General features: G+C 65.3%; 14 protein-coding genes and 1 pseudogene. 5 read left to right on the plus strand and 10 right to left on the minus strand.

All coding sequences use genetic code 11. The annotated features are described in order from the left end of the window. Positions 1-165 precede the first annotated feature (165 nt). The 3 genes from ABS769_RS15710 to lexA are packed head-to-tail and all read right to left on the minus strand — an operon-like array spanning position 166 to position 2866. Positions 166-1584: a Y-family DNA polymerase gene (locus ABS769_RS15710; RefSeq protein ID WP_317062218.1), complete on the minus strand. Its 1419-nt coding sequence runs from the start codon at positions 1582-1584 to the stop codon at positions 166-168. Positions 1585-1593: 9 nt separating this feature from the next. Then, a complete protein-coding gene (imuA, locus tag ABS769_RS15715) occupies positions 1594-2247 on the minus strand; it encodes a translesion DNA synthesis-associated protein ImuA (RefSeq protein ID WP_180316156.1) in 654 nt (217 codons plus the stop codon). Between the two features lies 1 nt (position 2248). Next, positions 2249-2866, minus strand: a complete 618-nt coding sequence (gene lexA / locus ABS769_RS15720) for a transcriptional repressor LexA (protein ID WP_317062219.1) — start codon at positions 2864-2866, stop codon at positions 2249-2251. A gap of 156 nt (positions 2867-3022) precedes the next feature. Between lexA and ABS769_RS15725 the strand changes: the two genes are divergently transcribed. Together ABS769_RS15725 and ABS769_RS15730 are read left to right on the plus strand one after the other, a co-directional pair. After that, positions 3023-3244 carry an AbrB/MazE/SpoVT family DNA-binding domain-containing protein gene (locus ABS769_RS15725; RefSeq protein ID WP_006450805.1) on the plus strand — a complete coding sequence of 74 codons (222 nt, stop codon included), beginning with the start codon at positions 3023-3025 and terminating at the stop codon, positions 3242-3244. An 8-nt stretch (positions 3245-3252) separates the two neighbouring features. Further along, on the plus strand, positions 3253-3678 hold the full coding sequence (locus ABS769_RS15730; RefSeq protein ID WP_317062233.1) for a type II toxin-antitoxin system death-on-curing family toxin: 426 nt from the start codon (positions 3253-3255) through the stop codon (positions 3676-3678). A gap of 246 nt (positions 3679-3924) precedes the next feature. Here the strand turns inward: ABS769_RS15730 and ABS769_RS15735 are convergent, their stop codons facing one another. The 5 genes from ABS769_RS15735 to ABS769_RS15755 all read right to left on the minus strand — a co-directional run bounded on the left by ABS769_RS15735 (position 3925) and on the right by ABS769_RS15755 (position 11692). Next, positions 3925-5229 carry a jacalin-like lectin gene (locus ABS769_RS15735; RefSeq protein ID WP_317062220.1) on the minus strand — a complete coding sequence of 435 codons (1305 nt, stop codon included), beginning with the start codon at positions 5227-5229 and terminating at the stop codon, positions 3925-3927. A gap of 109 nt (positions 5230-5338) precedes the next feature. Beyond that, entirely contained in the window at positions 5339-6667 is a 1329-nt protein-coding gene (locus ABS769_RS15740; protein ID WP_317062234.1) for a histidine-type phosphatase, read from the minus strand. A gap of 314 nt (positions 6668-6981) precedes the next feature. Continuing rightward, a complete protein-coding gene (locus tag ABS769_RS15745) occupies positions 6982-9888 on the minus strand; it encodes a TonB-dependent receptor (protein ID WP_317062221.1) in 2907 nt (968 codons plus the stop codon). A gap of 197 nt (positions 9889-10085) precedes the next feature. Beyond that, on the minus strand, positions 10086-11171 hold the full coding sequence (locus tag ABS769_RS15750; RefSeq protein WP_345785024.1) for a FecR family protein: 1086 nt from the start codon (positions 11169-11171) through the stop codon (positions 10086-10088). Then, positions 11168-11692: an RNA polymerase sigma factor gene (locus ABS769_RS15755; protein ID WP_023903059.1), complete on the minus strand. Its 525-nt coding sequence runs from the start codon at positions 11690-11692 to the stop codon at positions 11168-11170. Before ABS769_RS15755 ends, ABS769_RS15750 begins: the two co-directional genes overlap by 4 nt. Positions 11693-12128: 436 nt before the next feature. Here ABS769_RS15755 and ABS769_RS15760 point away from each other — a divergent pair, with 436 nt between their 5' ends. From ABS769_RS15760 to ABS769_RS15770, 3 genes and pseudogenes are all read left to right on the plus strand, one after another. Further along, positions 12129-12707, plus strand: coding sequence for a (2Fe-2S)-binding protein (locus ABS769_RS15760; protein WP_317062222.1), 579 nt, complete (start codon positions 12129-12131; stop codon positions 12705-12707). Continuing rightward, positions 12680-13767: pseudogene (locus ABS769_RS15765) on the plus strand (FAD binding domain-containing protein). The gene ABS769_RS15760 and the pseudogene ABS769_RS15765 overlap by 28 nt, the downstream one beginning before the upstream one ends. Then, positions 13764-16061 carry a xanthine dehydrogenase family protein molybdopterin-binding subunit gene (locus ABS769_RS15770; RefSeq protein ID WP_317062223.1) on the plus strand — a complete coding sequence of 766 codons (2298 nt, stop codon included), beginning with the start codon at positions 13764-13766 and terminating at the stop codon, positions 16059-16061. Before ABS769_RS15765 ends, ABS769_RS15770 begins: the two are co-directional and overlap by 4 nt. A 260-nt stretch (positions 16062-16321) precedes the next feature. Here the strand turns inward: ABS769_RS15770 and ABS769_RS15775 are convergent, their stop codons facing one another. Next, positions 16322-17065 carry a FadR/GntR family transcriptional regulator gene (locus tag ABS769_RS15775; RefSeq protein ID WP_039514993.1) on the minus strand — a complete coding sequence of 248 codons (744 nt, stop codon included), beginning with the start codon at positions 17063-17065 and terminating at the stop codon, positions 16322-16324. Between the two features lie 84 nt (positions 17066-17149). Continuing rightward, entirely contained in the window at positions 17150-19981 is a 2832-nt protein-coding gene (locus tag ABS769_RS15780; protein ID WP_317062224.1) for a TonB-dependent receptor, read from the minus strand. Between the last annotated feature and the right edge of the window lie 164 nt (positions 19982-20145).

The following is a 20145-nucleotide window of genomic DNA, read 5'->3' on the forward strand; positions in this document are numbered from 1 at the left end:
GGCGCATATCTTCAATATCGCGCTGCCACCACACCGTCTTTCCGATGAGCCGCAGATCGCCTCGTGTCAGGTGCTCTTTCACTGCGTGGCATCGGATGCTTGCGGCACCGCTGCGGTGACCAGCCCGACAAGCAGTGCTCCGTTGCCGCAGGGGCATGCGTCGGATCATGCGAACCACCCATGTAGCATCCAGCCTTCGACACGGCCCGGCGCGGCAAATACCCAGGCCCGGCGTCCGCGTGCGGTCTCCACCACGTAGTAATCGCGACGCGCTTCATCGTCGTCCCACCAGCCGCTTTCCAATCGCTCCGGGCCGGAGACGATGCGTAACTGCGCATCGTGCAAGGGCACCGGCTGTGGCAACAACCAGGTGGGGCGCGGCGGGCGCGGTGGTGCATCGGTTTCACGCACCGCATCGCCGATGGCGCGCCGCCAGGCGCGTTCCGGGCGCGGATCGTCGGCCGGCAGCACGCGATACACCGCCTCATCGCCGAGCCGCGCACGCAGGCGCTCGCGCAGCTGCGGCCACTCCACCGATTGCTGCGCGCGTTGGTCGAACAGATCGCGCATGGCCGGCACGAACGGTGGCAGCTGCCGCGCCAGCAGGCGCATCGCCACTACCGGCCGCGGGATCTCCACCCGCTCCAGCCGGTTGCGTGCAAGCTCGAACAACAGCGTGGGCGCACGCTCCGGCGTCAGCAGGCCGATCTCGACATCGGTGGCGCCTCGTTCGTGCTCCAGTCGCAGCAAAAACCGTTGCACGCCGCCGTCGCGGATGGACAGGTACGTGCACAGATCACCGATCAAACGCCGCAACGGAAACAGCAGCGCCGGATGCATTTCCACCTCGTAGCCCAGTTCCACACGCTGGTCGAAATGATCTGGCGGTGCGTAACACTCCAAGGGGTCGTCGACCTGGCCGTAGAGGCGGTCCAGGTGATCGAGCAGGGCTGCACCGAAACGCCGGCGCAGCCCATCGCGCGGCAACGCCCGCACTGCAGCCAGCGTGCGCACGCCCATGTGCTGCAGGCGCTCACCCACATCGTCAGGCAAGGCGGCACGGCGTACCGGCACCTTGTCGAGCGTGCTGTGCAAGGCCGGCAACTGCGTCACCACCATGCCATCGCGCAAGCCGGCCAGCACGCGCGCGGCGCGCGGTGTAGGTGCCAATGCAAGCCGGTGCTGGAAGCCCAACGCCTGCAGTTCATCCCGCAGGCGGCGCTCGAAACGCGGCCACGGACCGAACAACCGAAAACTGGCGCCGGCTTCCAGCACGATGGCGCGCGACCATTGCTGGCTCACCAGCGAACTATGCCGGTACGCCCAGGCCGCAAGAAACCGCTGCGTGCGCGCCTCAGCCTGCGCCTCGTAATCGATGGTGCGCACATTGGCCATCAGCGCATGCGCCGCCGATAGCCGCATGCCGGCTTTCAGACCGGCGGCAGACGCCGCTGCGTTGACAGAATGCAGGCTGCGCAACTGCGCCGGCCCTTCGACCAGCACCAACGGCGCGTGCGGCTCTTCCAGACGCCGAAGGACGGCGTCCAGCGCCAGCTGCGGCAGCAGTATGCAGGCCCACAACATGCGCGCGCCTCAATGCGCCAGCCGCAACGGCTGCGAGGGGACCTGCCCACCGCGGCATTTGCGCACCTGCCAGGCATCGCGCTCGGGCAGAAATTCCAGCCGCAAGGCGGCCGGCGATGCATTGACCGCATGCTTGCGGTCGCGCAATGCGAACGCGCAGCAATTGCCGCTGTCGGCGGCGACCTGCAGCCGCCGCAACGCGCGCGCATCGCCGGTCTGCGGCCAGCCCAATACCGCCGCGCAGGCACCGCTGCGCAGGCATTGTTCGAACGCCCACAAGGCGTCGCGCGGCTCGGCCTGCACCACTTCCAGATGTTCCAGCACCACCCCACCCGCCTGCCAGGCCGGTGCGTAGGGAATGAACGGCGGCGCCACCAACACTACGCGACTGCTGGCGCCGGTCATGCGCGCCAATGTGGGCAACAACAATGCGATCTCGCCTACGCCGTGCGCGGGCAGCAGCAACTCGGTCAGTGCCCGCCGCGGCCAGCCACCATCGGGCAGCAGCGCATCCAGCGCGGCATGCCCGGTGGATTCGCCGCCATGGGCGATGGCCGTGCCGTGACCTGCGCGCCACACCGTACGCGCGGCCAGCAGGGCGTCCAGCGGCAGTGCGACTGCCGCGTTGCCGTCCTGCCTGATGCGGGCGGGCTCCTGGCTCATCTCAACCCTGCCGGATCAGACCGCAGTACAGTCCTTCGATCGCGAAGTCGGCATCGGCCGCCACCACGATCGGCGCGTGCGCGCGGTTGCGCGGCAACAGGCGGATGCGTTCGGCACCGCGCTCCAGCCGCTTGATGGTGATTTCACCATCCACCCGCGCCACCACGATCTGCCCATCGCGCGCCTCGCTGCTGCGATGCACACCGACCAGATCGCCGTCCAGAATGCCGTCGTCGATCATCGAGTCGCCTTGCACCTGCAACAGATAATCCGGACGCAGCGAGAACAGCGCGCGGTCTAGCCACAGCTGCCGGTCCAGCCCGATATCCGCCCCAATCGGCACACCGGCCGCCACCCGGCCCAGCACCGGCAAGGCCAGCACCGCATCGCGCGCCGGATCAGGCCTCATCCGGCCTGGCACCCGGATACCGCGCTTTTGATTGGGCAGCAGCTCGATCAACCCAGCCTCGGCCAGTGCCTGCACGTGCTTCTGCGCGGCATTGCGCGAGGCGAAGCCGAATGCCTGCGCAATCTCGGCCAGGCTGGGCGACACCCCTGCGCGGGCCTGCTCCTGCAGGAAGGTCAGCACCGCTGCACGTTTGGGAGAGAGAGGTTCCATGGGAGAAACGGCCAGCGGGACTAGGTGTACATTTGTACACCCATCGGTCGCAGCAGGCGAGATTGGCCAACTCAGCTTGCTGAGCCGATTCAGCGGGCGAGCTTGTGACAGACCGGGCACCGAGTTATAACTTACGTAATAACAAGGGACGCTGCCATGAAACTCAAGATCACCTCCATCGGCAATTCCGCCGGCGTCATCCTGCCCAAGGAACTGCTGGCCCGCCTGCGCCTGGGCAAGGGCGACGAACTGTATGCGCTGGAAACGCCCGACGGCATCAAGCTGACCGCGTTCGACCCGACCCTGGCCGCGCAGATGGAGGTGGCCGAGCAGGTGATGCGCGAGGATCGGCAGGTGCTGCACAAGTTGGCCAAATGAACACCCACATGGTCGTCTGGATCCAGCGCGCGCTTGCCTTGGCAATACACGAACGTCAGTTGAGCGAGCACGGTGGCGCAACTGGCGTGCGTGATGAAGCTTTGCTGGATTCGGCGCTGGCACGCCCGCAACAGTTGTTCTCCTACGGCGATCCCGCGCCCGACCTAGTGGAACTGACTGCGAGCCTGGCCTATGGGCTGGCACGCAATCACCCGTTTGTGGATGGCAACAAGCGCACCGCCCATGTCTGCTATCGCGTCTTTCTTGGACTCAATGGTGCTGAGCTCATTGCGTCGCAAGAAGACAAGTACGTCGCCATGATGCAATTGGCCGATGGCGCCTGGAGCGAGAAGCAGTTTGCGCAGTGGCTACGGGCAAGGGTGCGTTTGCGTGACGACCGGCATATCCATGAGACACGACCCACCTATGGCTGAGCATCCCTCCGGCTGAGCACTCTGCTTTGCGCTTGAGCCGTGCAGCCGTGCAGCCGTGCAGCGCGTTTCTACTCCCGTGATCAGCGGTCTCATTGCACTGTGCACAGTGAAGAATGCAAGCAAGCACGGCGTCAATATCGCTGAAGCCTGGGCGTGCAGCCGCTCACGCAACACTGGCCATCCCTGGCCGTGCCGCTGCTACGCAACGCGTTACGCGCGTTACGCAGTCTGTTGCGTCAGCTACGCTCAGTCCTTCGCATACACCACACCCAACTTGTCGATCTCGTCACCGGCGCGGCCGGTGAAACCGGCGATATGCCAGCCGCTCGGCGCGGTCAGCGTATAGGTCTCGCTGCTCGGTGTGCCCACCTGCACGCTGCGGCCTTTGTTGGTGCGCAGGCTCAGCGAAAACAGGCGGGTGCGGTCGTTGTACTTGCCCACAGTGAAGGTGGCCGAGGACAGCGTTTCGTTGGCACCCAGCGACAGTGTGATCGCCTGCCCGCCGCTGCCGCCATGCGCGAGCAGCTTGCCGCTGTCCAGGATCACGCCGACGCCATCCAGGCGCGCACCGCCGCGCAGGGTCACGCCACTGAGCGGACGCACGCCAGGGCTGCCGGCCAGATCGTTGAACGGAACGCCATGCGGACCACCGAACTGGTCGCTGGTGCGCAATTGGTCGCCCACGGCCCAACCGAACTGCGCATGCAGTGGGTAATGGTCGGACAGGGGCTTGTCGGCGCTGTCGTAGAAGCCGCCGCCATCGAGCTGGTAACGGTTGGCCACCAGGGTCAGTTGCGGCGCATCGCGGTACAGGATCTTGTCGACCACCTCGCAGCTGTTGGTGGGCGGCGTGCCGCACAACAGCGGTGCGGCGCCGGCCGCCGGTGCTGTGCCCTTGATCAATTCCAGCCACGGATCGGTCAGCCCATTGGAGGCGATCAGCTCGCGGATGTTGTCGTCGCTGCGGGTGTAGCGCGTGTTGGAATCCATCATCACCAATACCGCGTTGCCGGCCGACCAGGTCTGGATGAACTGCGAGAGCTGGCCGATATTGGCACGGCGTGCGGACAGATCGCCCGCTTCGACACCGGCATTGGGATGCGCGTTGTAGACGTCCAGCAACACGCCATCGGCCAGGCGCACGCGCATGTAACTGAAACCCTTCGGGGTCAGGCAGTCGGTGCCGTTGCACTGATTCCACTTGATCCTGGTGAAGTCGCTGAAGGGATAGTTGCTGAGCGTATTGAGTCCGTCGCCGAAGGCAGCGCCGCCACTGGTGGCAGTGCGGTACGGATGCGCATCCCCCGCGTAAAGCGTGGCGTGGTAGTTGAAGTCTTCCTGCACATTGACCAGGCCGTAAGGTGCCAATTTCGGCGCCAGCAGTGCGGTGTTGGTGGCCGGCGTTCCGCTGGACAGCCCTTCGGGCAGGCCGGCGACGTTGTAGGTCAGCACATCTAGGACGCCGACGTTTGTTTGCGCCTGGGCGATGCCGGCACAGGCAAGACTGAGAGTGATTCCGAGACTGACGAGAGTACGTAGCTGGTGGAGCATAAATCGCCTCTTGCAGTGATAAGAAACAGCGGCTGGCACGGTGGCCAGAGAAACGGCGCTCATGCGCCGATGCAACCACACGCGCCGGTCGTGGCCGGCGCGTGCAGCGTCATTCGCTCAGGTAACGCGGGTCGATTGCGGCGTCGATCAAGCTGGCCAAGGTCGGCAGTGGGCAGTCGTACTCCGGTGTGGCGCTGCTGCAACCGGGAATGAACACCGGCGACGAGGGCGGCGGCGTCTGTGGCGTCAGCACGCGGCGTTCGCGCAGTTGCGCCAGGGTCTGCGCGGTGTAGCGCAAGCGGATCACGCGCTGCCCATCGGCACGGCGCCAACGTTCGAACACCAACGCGCCGCCGGGCACGGTCTGGTCGGGCTGGTAACCGGGCAACTGCCAATGCAGATCGAACATGCCGGCCAGCAAGGTCAGCGTGCCGTCGTGCCCGGATAGCACTACCAGCCGTGCATCGCCACCGATCGGCGTGGGGTGCGGTGCATTGCTGTTGCCGTTGCCGTTGCCGTGAGTATCAGTGCCAGCGTCGGCAGTGCTGCCTTGCTGCAAGGTCGCCAGTAATCGTGCGGCCAGCGGCGAACTGGCCATGCGCGCCACCGTCGGCGCACGCAGACGCAGCGCGAACTCGGCCTGATGCGGTGCGAATGCGCGCAGCAGACTGGCCTCGCTCACGCCTTGCCACCCCAACGCGGCAAAGTCCTGTCCATCGGCCCAGCCCATTAGCAGGCTTTCGCTGATACCCGATGCCGCTGGTGCCGGGCCTTCGACACCGGCGATTCCATCGTGGGCATCGCCCATGCGTGCGGGAACCGCATCAAGGCGTTGCTTGCCGGCGCCTGCCTGGGTCGGGCACGGCCGCTGCGCGCACTGCAGCAGCAGTTGCTGCAGGCTGTCGATCGCATCATGTTGCGCCGCATTCCAGGCCGCCACGTCCCCACCGACGCGGCCGGCGATGGCCGCGCGCATCAATGCAGCGGCAGCCGGCTGCCGCAATGCCGGGGCACCGTCGAACAGGGGATCGGACGCGTCAGCGGCAACGTGGTGCACCGTGTTCGTGCAACCCGGCGTGAGCGTGCTTGCCAGCGCGCGTGCCGAGGCAATGGTGCGCTGGGTGCGATTGGCCCAGTAGTAGACGTTGGCGCAGCCATCGCCATCGAACACACCAAGCGGCGCGTAATGCGCGCGGTAATAGGCTCCGAACAACGCTTCCAGACGCGCACCGTTGGCGGTCAGGTGCCCGGCCGGCACAGCGAAGCGTGGCCAGGGACGTGCAGAATAGCGGCCCAATTGCTCCGGGCTGGACATCGCCGCACGCACGCCATGGCGCTTGAGAATGACGACTTTTTCAAGCGTCTCCGGCGCCGCAGCAGCGGCATGCGCCACTTCCAACGCAGCCGGACCGGCAACGAACAACACAAAGAAACACATACAGATACGAGGCAGTAATGACATGAGTGGTCTCAAAACGTGGTGCACCCACTGCATTGCGCGAGATCTCGCGCAATGCAGCTGGCAACAGCGCCAACGCGGGCGATGCTGCCTTGCATGCGGCGCCCTGCAGTAGGCGCCGAATAGCGGCAGTGGCTGCCGCCGACAACCGTGGAACGGCGATCAACGCAACTGCGCAGCTGTCAGGTGGGCGTGGCCGATGCAGGAGCGGCATGCACCGCTCCTACGCTCGGACCACAAGCGCACCGTCCGCAGCCAGCTGACGACTGCTCTTCAGCCGGTCCCGGCCATCCTCAAAAACGCGCGCGCAACCCCACCGACCAGGTGCGGCCGTAGTCGGTATAGCCGCCGAACAAGTGATCGCCGACGAACTGGCGCTGCACTTCGCCGGTGAGGTTGATCGCATTGACGAACACCGACAGCGTGTCGTTGACCTTGTAGGCCACATTGGCATCCAGGCTGCCGAACTGGTCGCTGTTGAGCGTGGCCACATTGGCGGTGCCGACCGCGTTGAGAATGTCGTCGCTCCAGCTGTAGCTGACGCGCGCCATCAACGGCCCCTTTTCGTAGAACAGCACGGCGTTGTAGGTGTTCTTGGCTACACCTTCCAGGCTGTCGGTGAAGCTGCTGGTGCCGTCGTGATAGGTCGCCTTGCTGTCGGTCCAGGTGTAGTTGAGCTGCATACCCAGACCGTCCAGCGGCGACGGCAAGCCGGTAAAGACCTGCTGATACGCCACTTCCGCACCCTGCACCATCGCCTTGCTGCCGTTGGTCTTGGACGACAGCAGATAGGTCTGGCCTTCATAGACCAGATTGGACATCTGGGTCTGGATAAAGCTGGAAATATCCTTGTAGAACAGGCCACCGGTCAGTGCCGAGGTGCCATCGATGTACCACTCGAAGGTCAGGTCGTACTGCCATGCCTCGAATGGCTGCAACGCAGGATTGCCGCCACTGGCGGTGAAGCGTTCGCCACTGGAATTGAAGGTGAGCTTGGACGACAGGTCGGTGAGATCCGGGCGCGTGATCACCTTGGCTGCGGAGCTGCGCAACACCATGTCCTCGCGCACGTCCCAGGCTGCATTGAACGAGGGCAGCACATTGGTGTAACTGCGCTCGAGGTGCACCGGTTGCGCACTGCCGTTGACATCGGCATGGCCATCGGTGGCCTGTTCGGTGCGCACCACGCGCGCACCGAGATTGCCGCGCAGCTCGCGGCCGGCCAGTTCGGTGCCGAAGTTGGTCATCGCGTAGGCCGAGGCGATCTTTTCCTGCACCTCATAGGAATTCTGCAGGTCGGCGCTATTGGGGGTATTGCTGAGATCGGCGCTGGTCGGCCAGTTGCCCCAGAACGTGGATTCGATCGGCGCCAGCCATTGCCGCGGCATGTTGCCGTTGGCATCGGCCAGCATGTCGCTCACCGGCAATGCGGTGAAATTGCTGCCTGGAAAACGCACGCCGGCGATGCTGTTGAGCAGCAGGTCGGCACGGTCGTAAGTGCGCGAGCGCCGGCGATACTTGGCGCCCACCTTGAAGTCGCGGAAGAAGTTGCCCTCGAGCGCACGCTTGGCATCGAACTGCAGCGCGTCTTCCTTGTCGCGTGCGTCGATCTCGCGCCATTCCAGCCGGCGCCCTGCGACGGTGGCCGGGTTGGTTGGATCAAAGCCGTTGGTGAAGCTCCAATCGGGCACGTTGTCGCCGTCGGCTTGCGGCATGTCCACGCGCATCGACAGGTTGGTACCGCTGCGCAGCCGGGTGCGCCGGATCGGGTCCGAATCGTAGCTGTGCGCCTGCGAGTGGAACGCCACCGCGCCCAGCGTCCATTGGTCGCCGCTCCAGGTGCTGGACAGGCGCGCACTGCGGTTGTCGTCGGTAATGCCGGAGGTCTCGCGCGAGATCTGCACCTGGCCGTTGCGATAATCGAAACCGGTGATGCCGCCGTTTTCCACGCGCAGATTGCTCAGCTTGGCCAGGCTGTCGAAACCCACGCCCATGCTGTATTCGTCGTAATGCACGGTCTGCTTGGCATAGAGCAGATCCAGGTTGGTTTCCCATTGCGCGCTCGGCTTCCACTGCAGCGAGGCCGCCACGCCGGTGCGCTCGCGCTCTTCCAGTTCCAGCGTCGGGCGCAGGCCGGTCGGCACGTAAGTGGCACCGGGCACGCCCGGCACACCGTTGCGGTAGTAGTCCCAGCTAACCTCGTTGACGCGGTCCTGGCGCAAGCTGCGTTGTGCATACGCACCGGAAACCAGCATGCCGAAGGTGCCTTCGGCATTGACCCAATTGAACAGGCCGGAGGCGCGCGGATCATTGGCCTGGGTGCGCTGCGCCTGGCTCGATTCCAGCGATACGTTGGTCAGCGTCTTGCCCAGTTCCAACGGGCGGAACGTGCGCACGTTGATGATGCCGCCGATCGCACCTTCGTCCAGATCGGCGGTGGGACTCTTGATCACATCCAGCCCGGAGACCAGTTCGGCCGGCAATGTGTCGTAACGGAACTGGCGACCTGTCTGACCGGAAGTGCGCACGTTTTCGTTGACCGCCATGGTCTGGCCGTTGAGCGTGGTGACCTGGAAGTTCGGGCCCAGGCCGCGCACACGCACGTACACCCCTTCGCCGCGGTCGCGCACGATCGACACACCGGGCACGCGCTGCAGCGCTTCGGCCACGTTCTGCGCCGGCAGCTTGCCGATGTCTTCAGCGGCGATCACATCCACCACGCTGTCGGCGTAACGCTTCTGCCGCAATGCGGCGCTGAGGCTGCCGGCGTAACTGCCGAGCACCTGGATGCTGTCCAGCTCCTGCACCGGTGCGTCTGCGCGCGGCACTGGCGCCGTTGCGGTCGTTGCGATTGCGGCTATTGCAGGCACCGCCTGCGGCATGCCGGGTGCTGGCTCGGCGGTTTCAATCGTCACCGTGGTCGCATTGAGATAGCGGTAACGCAGGCCGGTGCCATCGAGCAATTGCTGCAAGGCCTGTTCCGGTGCAATGCCGGCAGTGGTGGCGCGGGTCTGCGGGTTGCCGGCCACGCCTGCGGCATAGACAAACTGCAGCCCGGTCTGACGCGAGAGCGCATTGAGCGCGCGTGCCAGTGGCTGGGCAGGAATCGCATCGACCGCGATGGTGGCAGGTGCCGCCTGGGCGCCGGCAGTACCGGCATGAAGGGCGAGAGCGATCGAAAGAAACAACGTACGGCGCATCGTGGAATCCAGTAGGGGAGGAAGCAATGCGCAGCACCTCACACGAGGCGGGAATGCTGCGTTGTACCCGGACTACGAGGATCGACAGCGACGATCGGGCACCGTTTTTTGATGAATTTTCTGTGACACCTGCGGGAGGTGCGAGCGCTGAGCGCGCGCAGGCGATGCACGCATCGAGACGTCACTTGGCACCACGGCTATCGCGCAAGCGCGCCCTGTGCAGGCCGGCTGTGCACATGCAGAATTCCCGGCGCGCTGACCACGCGCAGGTTCGGCTGGCCATCAAGGAAGGCGCGCAGCGAGGCGATATCGTCGCCACGCAGATTGCCGGTGAGCCGCAACGCACCGGCGGCAGCGTCGTCGATCAACAAGCGCGTGCGATTGAGCCGATTGAAGTCTTCGGCCACCGTGGCAAGCGGCGCGTCGCGGAACACGATGCGCCGCTGCCGCCAGGCATGCATCGTGGCCACCTCTTCGCTGGCGAGTTCGACCCGGCCAGTCGCATCGTCGATACGCGCGCTCTGCCCTGCCCCCAGATTGGCGAGCATCGGTTGCCCAGCACGCTGTTCGTGCCACACGTGTACACGGCCCTCGGCCACCTCGATGCGTGCCTGACGCTGATACAAGGCAATGTCGAAGGTGGTGCCGATATCCTCCACACGCAGATGGCCTGCGTGCACTTGCAAGGGGCGCCGGTCCGGTGCGACCACAAAGCTGGCCTGGCCGCGCAACAGCTGCAGGTGACGACTCCACGGCGTCATGGTCGCGCGCACGCTGCTTTGCGCATTCAGATGCACCACGCTGCGATCGGCCAATTGCACGCTGCGCTGCTCACCGTGCACGGTGGCGTAGGTTTGCGTGCGCGGCCAGGCCCAGCCAGTCAGCACTGCCACCCCGCAGAGTGCTGCGGCAAGCCCCATGCTCCAGCGGTGCACGCGCGCACTGCGTTGGGCTGCGGCGCGGCGCGACTGGGCCGCATGTTGCGACGTCAATCGTAGCGGCAACGGCAGCGCGATCACGTTCGGCGCCACTGCATCAGTGCTCTTGCACCGGTCGGCGTCGAGCAGAGCATCCACGTCCAACTCCATGCCGCGCAACGCATCGCCCAGTTCGCCAGACACGCGCAGCACGGCCATGTATTCGCGCACATGCAGCGGCGATGCCGTCAGCCATTGCAGAAAGCTGGCCTGTTGCCCCGCATCCAGCGCCTGCATGCGTTGCAGCGCATGCCAATGCGCGGCCTCAGCAACAGCGCTGCGGCTTGGCAATGCAGATTTGCTCACCAGCTTTCTCCGCTGTCGGCCACTGCACGTCTGCACGCCGACAACCCACGTACCACATGTTTCTTGACCATATGCGCAGACACCCCCATGCGTTCGGCGATCTGCTTGTAGCTCAGCCCATCGCGATACTGCATCACCAGGACCGCACAGGTGCGCTCCGGCAATGTTGCCAGCAAAGCCTGCAAGCGTTGCTGGCGCTGCTGCCGGTGCGCGGCGTCTTCCACATCGTCGCCTGCGGCCAACACCTGCGAAAACTGCTCCATCTCTTCGATGCGCAGCGGCGCCTGTTTACGTCGCACGGCCTGCTCGCGCGCCAAGTTCAGCGCCACCGTATACAGATAGGCCTCGGGATTGGCGATCGCCTCACCCTGATCCTGATGCGCACGCAACAGGCGTAGATAGGTCTCCTGCACCAGATCCTCGGCCTCTTCTTTGGCACCACGGCGCACGAAAAAGCCACGCAGCACCGATCCATGCTGGGTGAACACCTGCGTCCACGCGCGGGCGGCGTTGGCTTTCATGAGTGGGCGCTCCCCTTGCGCTGGGCCGGCTAGCCTGGCCAATGCAGGTGACACCACGATGACGCGCAGCAGGCGCCATTGCGCCTGCGCATGCATCGCCGATGGTCATGCGCATGGTCTGATGCGCTGGATGCACATCATGGCCGAGCGCTGCTACGGGCGACATCAACGGTGTGACCACGCTGGCGGCCACCATCACCGTCGCGCTCGCTCAACGCAGCTCTTGCTCGCGATGTCGCTTGCTCGGTTGACGCGCCGATGTGCAACGCAGCTCCAACCACGCCTGTCATCCACACAAGCGGCGTCATGCGCGGCACGCATGCGAGTGCTCCGACGTCACACACACGTGAAAGATGCATCACGTCCCTACACCACACCTTGACCGCACAGGCATCAAGGTGATGGTCCTCCTCTCAGCCATCGCCACGGGGTTCGCATGAATGCCACGCCCGCCACTGCCACTCATCTGGCGCCGGCCACCGCCACTCCCGCTGCGCCGACCTATCCGGTCAACCTGCGCATCAACGGTCAGCCCTACCAATTACAGCTCGAAGCCTGGGTGAGCCTGCTCGACCTGTTACGCGACCGGCTCGATCTCACCGGCACCAAAAAAGGCTGCGACCACGGCCAGTGCGGCGCGTGCACCGTGCTGGTGGATGGTCGCCGCATCAATAGCTGCCTCACGCTTGCGGTCATGCAGGACGGCGCCGACATCACCACGGTCGAAGGCCTGGCCGATGGCGAACAACTGCATCCGTTGCAGCGCGCATTCATCGAAAACGATGCCTTCCAGTGCGGCTATTGCACGCCTGGGCAATTGTGTTCGGCTATCGGCCTGATCAACGAAGGCAAGGCGCATGACCGCGATCAGGTGCGCGAATTGATGAGCGGCAATCTCTGCCGTTGCGGTGCCTATCCGCAGATCACCGATGCGGTGATGGAGGTCTTGGGCAAACCCAGCGACAGCAGCGAGAGCGCCACCACACCGTGGACGCCAGGGACGGTGCCGGCATGATTCCGCTTACCTACACGCGCCCGGACAACGTCGATGCGGCGCTCACTGCACTTGCAGTGCGCGGCAGCGACCCACAGCCGGTGCCTGCCGAAGCCCCCGTGCGTCTGATCGCCGGCGGCACCAATCTCACCGACCTGATGAAGCTGCAAGTGATGCGGCCCAGCCGCCTGGTCGATATCAACCGGCTGCCGCTGGACAGCATCAGCACGCAGCCAGATGGCGGACTGCGCTTGGGCGCGCTTGCGCGCAATGCCGACACCGCTTATCACCCGGAGGTGGAAACACGCTACCCCTTGCTGAGCGCCGCGATTCTGGCCGGTGCCTCGCCGCAGATCCGCAATATGGCCAGCAATGGCGGCAACCTGTTGCAGCGCACGCGCTGCGTGTACTTCTACGACCATGCCACGCCCTGCAACAAGCGCGAGCCAGGCACGGGATGCTCGGCCATCGGCGGGCTGACCAAATATCACGCCATCCTGGGCGCCAGTGCGCACTGCATCGCCACGCATCCCTCGGATATGTGCACGGCATTGGCGGCGCTGGATGCAGTCGTGCATGTGCAAGGCCCCAATGGCGAACGCGATATTCCCTTTGCGCAGTTCCATCGTTTGCCGGGCGATCACCCGGAGCTGGACAGCACCCTGGCGCCGGACGAGCTGATCGTGCACATCGATCTGCCCGATGCGCAGCGCTTCGCCGCGCACAGTGCCTATCTGAAAATTCGCGAGCGCCTGTCGTATGCCTTCGCGCTGGTCTCGGTGGCCGCAGCGCTGGAGTTGGCAGAAGACGGCAGCATCCGCGAGGTGCGCGTTGCACTGGGCGGCGTGGCGCACAAGCCCTGGCGCAATCCCGAGGCCGAAGCACAGCTGGTGGGCAAGCCGGCCACGGCAGAGAGTTTCGGCAGCCTGGCCGATGCGTTGCTGCAAGGCGCGCAATCCCAAGGCGAAAACGCCTTCAAATTGCCGCTGGCCCGCCGGGCGATCGTGCGTGCATTGGACGTCGCCCGCAGGGCACCATCGACAACCGCGGGCGAACCAGCGCGCTGGAGGAATCGCCATGAACGCACGCAGCACCGATCTATCCAACAGCGACCTGACCCCACCGGTTGCCGACAGCGGCACCGGCTATCGCCCCACCGGCACCGGCGTCACCCGCATCGACGGGCGTGCCAAGGTCACCGGCCAGGCGCGCTATGCCGCCGAATGGCCGGTGCCGGATCTGGCTTATGGCGTGGTGGTCAACAGCAGCATTGCCAAGGGCGAGATCGTCGCCTTCCATCTCGCCGCCGCGCGTGCAGTGCCCGGCGTGCTGGAAATCGTCACCCATGAAAACCGCCCGCATATGCGCGGCATGGACCTGTTCTACAAGGACATGACCGCACCTGCCGGTTCGCCGTTCCGCCCCTTGTACGACAACAAGATCCTGTACAGCGGCCAGCCGATCGCTCTGGTGGTTGCCGAAACCTTCGAAGCGGCGCGCCACGCGGCGCATCTGGTGGAAGTGAAGCTGCTGCAGGACCCGCACGAAACCAACCTGATGACCAATCTGGACCGTGCGCACAAACCCAAGGCCATGAAGGCCGGTTTCTCGCCGCCGCCCAAGGACAAGGGCGAACCAGACACCGCGTTCGTCAATGCCGCTGTCCAGGTCAAAGCCGACTATTACAGCGGCGTGGAGCACCACAATCCGATGGAGTTGTTCGCCTCCACCGTGATCCGCGAGGACGATGGCCACTTCACCATTTACGACAAGACCCAGGGCTCGCAGAACAGCCGTTGGTATGTCTCGCATGTGTTCGGTTTGAGCAAGCGCAAGGTCACCGTGCGCAATCCCTACGTGGGCGGTGCGTTCGGCTCCGGGCTGCGCCCGCAGTATCAATTGCCGCTTGCGGTGATGGCCTCGATCCTGCTGGACCGCTCGGTGCGCGTGGTGCTGACGCGGCAACAGATGTTCACCTTCGGCCATCGCCCGGAGACATTGCAGCGGCTCAAGCTCGGTGCAGACCGTGACGGCACCTTGCGTGCGATCTGGCACGAAGCCATTGCCGAAACCTCACGCATCGAAGATTACGTCGAAGTGGTGGTCAACTGGAGCGGGCAGTTGTACGCCTGCGACAACGTGCATCTGGGCTACAACCTGGTGAGTCTGGACCAGTTCAGCCCGATGGACATGCGTGCACCCGGCGCCGCGCACGGCGTGCATGCGCTGGAAGTGGCGATGGACGAGCTGTCCTATGAGCTGGGCATGGATCCGCTGGCGCTGCGCCTGAAGAATTACGCCGAGGTCAATCCGGCCGACGACAAGCCTTTTTCCAGCAAGGCGCTGCGCGCGTGTTACCAGCAAGGTGCCGAGCGCTTCGGTTGGGCGCAGCGTCCGTTGCAGCCGCGCGCGCGCAAGGAAGGCAACGAATGGGTCGGTTGGGGCATGGCTACCGGCCAATGGGATGCAATGCAGATGTTTGCGCGCGCCCATGCGGTGTTGCATGCCGATGGGCGGCTGGTGGTCAGCAGTGCGGCCAGCGATATCGGCACCGGCACCTACACGGTGATGGCGATGATCGCCGCCGAAGCGCTGGGCTTGCCGCTGGAGCAGGTCACCTTTCAACTCGGCGATTCCACACTGCCGGTCGCACCGATCGAAGGCGGCTCGTCGCATGTGACCACCGTGGGTTCGGCGGTGGATGGTGCATGCGGGAAACTGCGTGCGCGGCTGCTGCGGCTGGCGCAGGCGTTACCGAATTCGCGCTTTACCAAGGCCAAGCTGGACGAGGTGGTCTTCGCCGATGGCACGCTGGCATTGCGCGCCGATGCCGGTACCACCATCGCCTTGACCGAGCTGTTGCGTGCCGCTCAGCTGGAACAGATCGAAGACAAGTTCCTGCTGCTGCCCAATGTGCTCAAGCAACGCAACTACACCCGCGCCACCCATGGTGCGGTATTCGTGGAGGTGCGCGTTGACGAAGAGCTGGGCACGGTGCGGGTGACCCGCGTGGTCAGCGCGGTTGCAGCCGGGCGCATTCTCAACCCCATCACCGCGCGCAGCCAGATTGTGGGCGGCGTGGTCTGGGGCATTGGCCAGGCATTGCATGAGCACACCCAGTCCGATCACCGTTTCGGCCGTTTCATGAATCACGATTTTGCGATGTATCACGTCTCTGCCAATGCCGACATCCACGACATCGATGTGATCTTCGCCGACGAGGACGACCGCATCGTCAGCAGCCTGGGCGCAAAAGGCGTGGGCGAAATCGGCCTGGTCGGTGTTTCGGCGGCGATCTGCAATGCGATCTTCCATGCTACCGGCAAGCGCATCCGCAGCACCCCGATGACGCCGGACAAGGTGATGGCGGACTGAGGCCACTGCACTGCAGGCGCGTGCCGTATCGGGTGGAGCCATCTGCCTGACGGCGGACGCGCCTGCACCGTGTTGTCGCTGCAGCGTCCGTGGCGACCGCTGCCGCGACACTCAGATCAGCCGCGTGTCGGTGGTGCCGAACCAGGGCAGACGGCGCGTCTAGCTGATTGGAGTACGTGTCTTACGGAGGATCAAGCGTCAGCGGCACGAAAGTGCCGCTGGCGGCCGACGCAGCGCGTCCAACAAACCATCACACGCACTCAGGTGCGTGTGGCCGCCATGAAGTGCGCACGGTCCTGCTGGGTGCGCCGGCGGATCTCCGCCAGTGCATCGTTCTCGGTCGCTTCCAGCATGGATTCGAACAGGCGCTGGAAGTGGTTGCGCATGGCCGTGCGTGCCGCCACCGGGTCGCGTTGCTGCAGGGCCTGCAGGATGGCGGTGTGTTCGTCCACGCGGGTGGCGCCGTCGTCGTGGCAGACCCGCGCATATACCTCGCGCACGCGCGGCAATTCGTTGCGCATGCGCCAGATCAGCTGCACGCAGTGCGCCACCACCGGGTTGCCGCTAATCCGCGCGATCGCCAGATGGAAGGCGCGGTCGTAGTCGGCAGCGGCCGCATCGCTGAGCCCCGGTGCGGACAGCGCCTGGATCATGCCGTTCAATTCATCCAGCTCCGCATCGGTGATGTGGCTGGCGGCCAATGCGGCCGCCTCCGCCTCGATCACCGCGCGCGCGGCAGTCAGCTCGAACGCGCTGACATCCGGCAATGCGCCCTCGTCCGAGGCCAGGCGTGGTTTGACGTACACGCCCGAGCCGATCTTGATCACGATGCGGCCCTGCGCCTCCAGCGCGATCTCGGCCTCGCGCACGGTCACGCGGCTGACGCCGAAGCGCTCGGCCAACTCGCGCTCGCCCGGCAAGCGCGAGCCGACCGGGAACTCGCCCGTATCGATCAGTGCGCGGATCTTGGCGGCAACGGAGTGGTACAGGCGGTTTTCGGACATCGGCGACTCAAACCCTCAGGGTGATCGGCCCGGCACACGGGTGCCGGACAGGTGGCGCGGCGGAAGCCGTGCCGGTGGGCGACGCTAGAACCGGTAGCGCACCCCCAAATAATAGCGTCGCCCGTAAGTGTTGTACTCACGGAAGCTGCCGGGCACCGGCATGTCGGAGATCCGCGGCTCGTTGGTCAGGTTGGACGCCTCCAGCGACACCGACAGCTGCGCATTGAAGCGGTAGCTGGCACGCAGGTCCAGGGTGCCGCTGTCGCGCACGTAGCGGTTCTGCGCCGGGGCGCCGACGAACTTCTGGAAATACTCGGAGCGGTACTTGTAGATGGCCTGCAGGTCAACCGCGCCAATGGCGTAATACAGCTGGCCGGAGAACACGTGCCGCGACAGGCCGAAGATATTGGCCGGCGCGGCGATGCCGCTGCTCACCAGGCCGGTTGCCGGGTCGACCTGGTCGCCCAGGCGCAGATCCTGGGTCTTGTAGTTGGAATCGGCGTAGTTGTAGCTCAGCTTGACGCCCAGGCCGTCGAACGGCGCCGGCAGGTAGGAGAAGCGGTGGGTGCCGGTCAGCTCCAGCCCGGTGAGATCGCTCTTTTGCCGGGTGGTGACGTCCTGCACCACCGGCACCACCACCGCGGTGCCGTCGATGACGAAGCGCTCGTCCACCACCGTGGGCACCGCGCCACCGGTGAACTGCTTGTAATACACCGCGGCGCTGAGAAGGGAGTCGGCATTGGGATACCACTCCAGCGACACGTCCGCATTGGACGACAGCAGCGGCTGCGTGCGCGGGTTGCCGGTGGCGGTGATGCTGCCGATCGCCTCGCCGACGGTAGTGAATTCGGTCCCCGGCTCCAGGATGAAGGTGCGCCCGGCAGACAGCGCCACCAGATCCGGGCGCGCCATGGCCCGGTACAGCCCGAAGCGCAGCTGGGTCTGCTCGGTGAGGCCGATGTTGGCGTTGAAGCTGGGCAGGAACACGCGGTTGGACGCGCGCACCGTCTGCGCGGCGAAGCGCCCGGTTTCCACCAGCTGGATGGTGCCGTCGGGGTTGTCGACCACGTCCAGCTCGCCGCGCAATCCCACCGAGCTCACGTCGGTGCGCACCCAGCGCACGCCCAGGTTGCCGTCCAGCGGCAGCCCGAACAGCGCGCTGGCGAATTCGCCCATTACATACAGCGCGCGGGTCTTTTCTTCCACGTCGGCGTCGGCGGTGCCGCGCGGGTCGGCATTGCGACCGGTGTCGTCCACGCCAGTGATGGCGCTAAACAGACAGCGGCTGTCGAAGGTGGCCCACTGCTGGATGGTGTTGCCGCTGGCGCTGGAGAGGAAATCCTCCTGCGGGAACGGTTGCCGGCAGGCCAGGTTGGCGGCGCGGATCGTGGCCGCATCGGTGACATTGTGCTCGACGCGGTCGTCCAGGTCGCGGTAGGTCGCTTCGGACAGGCGCACGCCGCCCTTGATGGAGGTGAGCAGCCCGCTTTCCGGGGTGAAGGCGCCATCGAAACGCCAGGCCCGGATGGTGTGCTCGCGGCGCAACTCGTCGCGGCGCGCGCGTGCGGCGGCGCTGAAATTGTCCGGGTTGTTCAGGTCGAACGCGGGATCGACCACGATCCCCGGCACATCGCCGGCATAGGTATAGGTGTAGTCCACGCGTTGCCCGTTGATCCCGGGCACGCGGTTGCCGTTGATGTCGGTGGCATTGGAGCGCAGCCGCATCAGGCGGTCGATCTCGCTGCGCTCGGTGCGCGAATACGACAGGTCGGTGGACAGCATCCAGGCCGCGTTCGGGCGCCATTCCACGCGTAGCCCGCCACCGCGGTACTGCTCGTCGCGCACTTTGTAATCGGTGGAGGATTCCACCGTGCTGCTGCCGGTGTGGCCGAGCAAGGCGCCGTTGTCGCCCACCTGGCGGTTGTTGAGGTTGCGCAAGGTCTCGGAGAAATTGAGCTCGGCGCGGTCTTCGGTCACGGTGCGCTGCGAGTCCTGGTAATCCAGTGCCACCTCCAGGCCGTCGAACGGCCGCCATTGCAGCGCGGCGAAGGCCGCGTCGCGTTGATCGTGTTCGCTGATCTGGCGGTACACGCGGCTGCCGGGCGCCAGGTAGTACGGCGTGCCCGCCTGCACCTGTGCCGGGGTCACGGCGGTGCAGTTGCGGCTGGCGCCCACCACTTCATTGGCGTTGCAGGCCGTCCAGGTGGAACTGCTGCTCATCACTTCTTCCGGGTTGGTGCCCTCCAACCGCTGCAGGCCGAGCGAAACCCCCAGCTTGCCGGCTCCGCGCAGGTCGAACTGGTCCAGGTAGCTGACGGTGCCCCGCCAACCCACGCCATCGGCGTTGCGCAACTTGCTGTCGCCATCGGCATAGGTCGCGCGCCCGTCCAGCTGCACGCGGCGCTTGCCGAATTCCAGCGGCCGCACGGTCTGCATGTTGACCGTGCCGGCGATGCCGCCTTCGACGAAGTCGGCGCGCTGGGTCTTGTAGATCGCCACGGTGTTGATGAGTTCGGAGGGGAACTGGTTGAAGTTCACCGAGCGGTCGCCGCTGCCGTTGCTGGCCTCGCGCCCGTTGAAGGTGGCCGAGCCCAGGAACGGCCCCAGGCCACGGATGGAAATCTCCGAGGCGCCGCCTTTTTCGCGGTGCGTGGCCGCACCGGTGATGGTCTCGATCGCCTCGCCGATCGACAGCGCCGGCAGATCGCCGATGTCCTCGGCCGACAGCACGTCGGCCACCACCGTCTGCTCGCGCTTGCTGTCGATGGACGACTGGATCGAGCTGCGGATGCCAGTGACCTTGACCTGGTCCAGCGTGGTGGGTGCTTGCTGCGGCGGCGCCTGGGCAGCATCGGTCTGCTGGGCGGCCGCTTGTGCACTCGCCAGTGCAAGGGCGCCCAGCAGCGCCTGAGCCAAGACATTACGGCTAATTGGTCTAGATGATTGGACTATTTTTAAATACCGCACAATTCCTCCTCCCAAAGGATGCCCGAAATCGAGCAATGCGGAGATTCAACGCGGATAAACGCCAAGTCAATCATTTCCACGATTTACCTAACGAGCCACCTGATTAGGCCAAT

Origin of the sequence: Xanthomonas hortorum, assembly GCF_040279205.1 — a bacterium.
GTDB lineage: Bacteria > Pseudomonadota > Gammaproteobacteria > Xanthomonadales > Xanthomonadaceae > Xanthomonas > Xanthomonas hortorum_F.

Coding starts and splice junctions, on each gene's coding strand:
- ABS769_RS15710 (WP_317062218.1), bottom strand. CDS start 1,584: ATGTTGTGGGCCTGCATACTGCTGCCGCAGCTGGCGCTGGACGCCGTC.
- imuA (WP_180316156.1), bottom strand. CDS start 2,247: ATGAGCCAGGAGCCCGCCCGCATCAGGCAGGACGGCAACGCGGCAGTC.
- lexA (WP_317062219.1), bottom strand. CDS start 2,866: ATGGAACCTCTCTCTCCCAAACGTGCAGCGGTGCTGACCTTCCTGCAG.
- ABS769_RS15725 (WP_006450805.1), top strand. CDS start 3,023: ATGAAACTCAAGATCACCTCCATCGGCAATTCCGCCGGCGTCATCCTG.
- ABS769_RS15730 (WP_317062233.1), top strand. CDS start 3,253: ATGGTCGTCTGGATCCAGCGCGCGCTTGCCTTGGCAATACACGAACGT.
- ABS769_RS15735 (WP_317062220.1), bottom strand. CDS start 5,229: ATGCTCCACCAGCTACGTACTCTCGTCAGTCTCGGAATCACTCTCAGT.
- ABS769_RS15740 (WP_317062234.1), bottom strand. CDS start 6,667: ATGTGTTTCTTTGTGTTGTTCGTTGCCGGTCCGGCTGCGTTGGAAGTG.
- ABS769_RS15745 (WP_317062221.1), bottom strand. CDS start 9,888: ATGCGCCGTACGTTGTTTCTTTCGATCGCTCTCGCCCTTCATGCCGGT.
- ABS769_RS15755 (WP_023903059.1), bottom strand. CDS start 11,692: ATGAAAGCCAACGCCGCCCGCGCGTGGACGCAGGTGTTCACCCAGCAT.
- ABS769_RS15760 (WP_317062222.1), top strand. CDS start 12,129: ATGAATGCCACGCCCGCCACTGCCACTCATCTGGCGCCGGCCACCGCC.
- ABS769_RS15770 (WP_317062223.1), top strand. CDS start 13,764: ATGAACGCACGCAGCACCGATCTATCCAACAGCGACCTGACCCCACCG.
- ABS769_RS15775 (WP_039514993.1), bottom strand. CDS start 17,065: ATGTCCGAAAACCGCCTGTACCACTCCGTTGCCGCCAAGATCCGCGCA.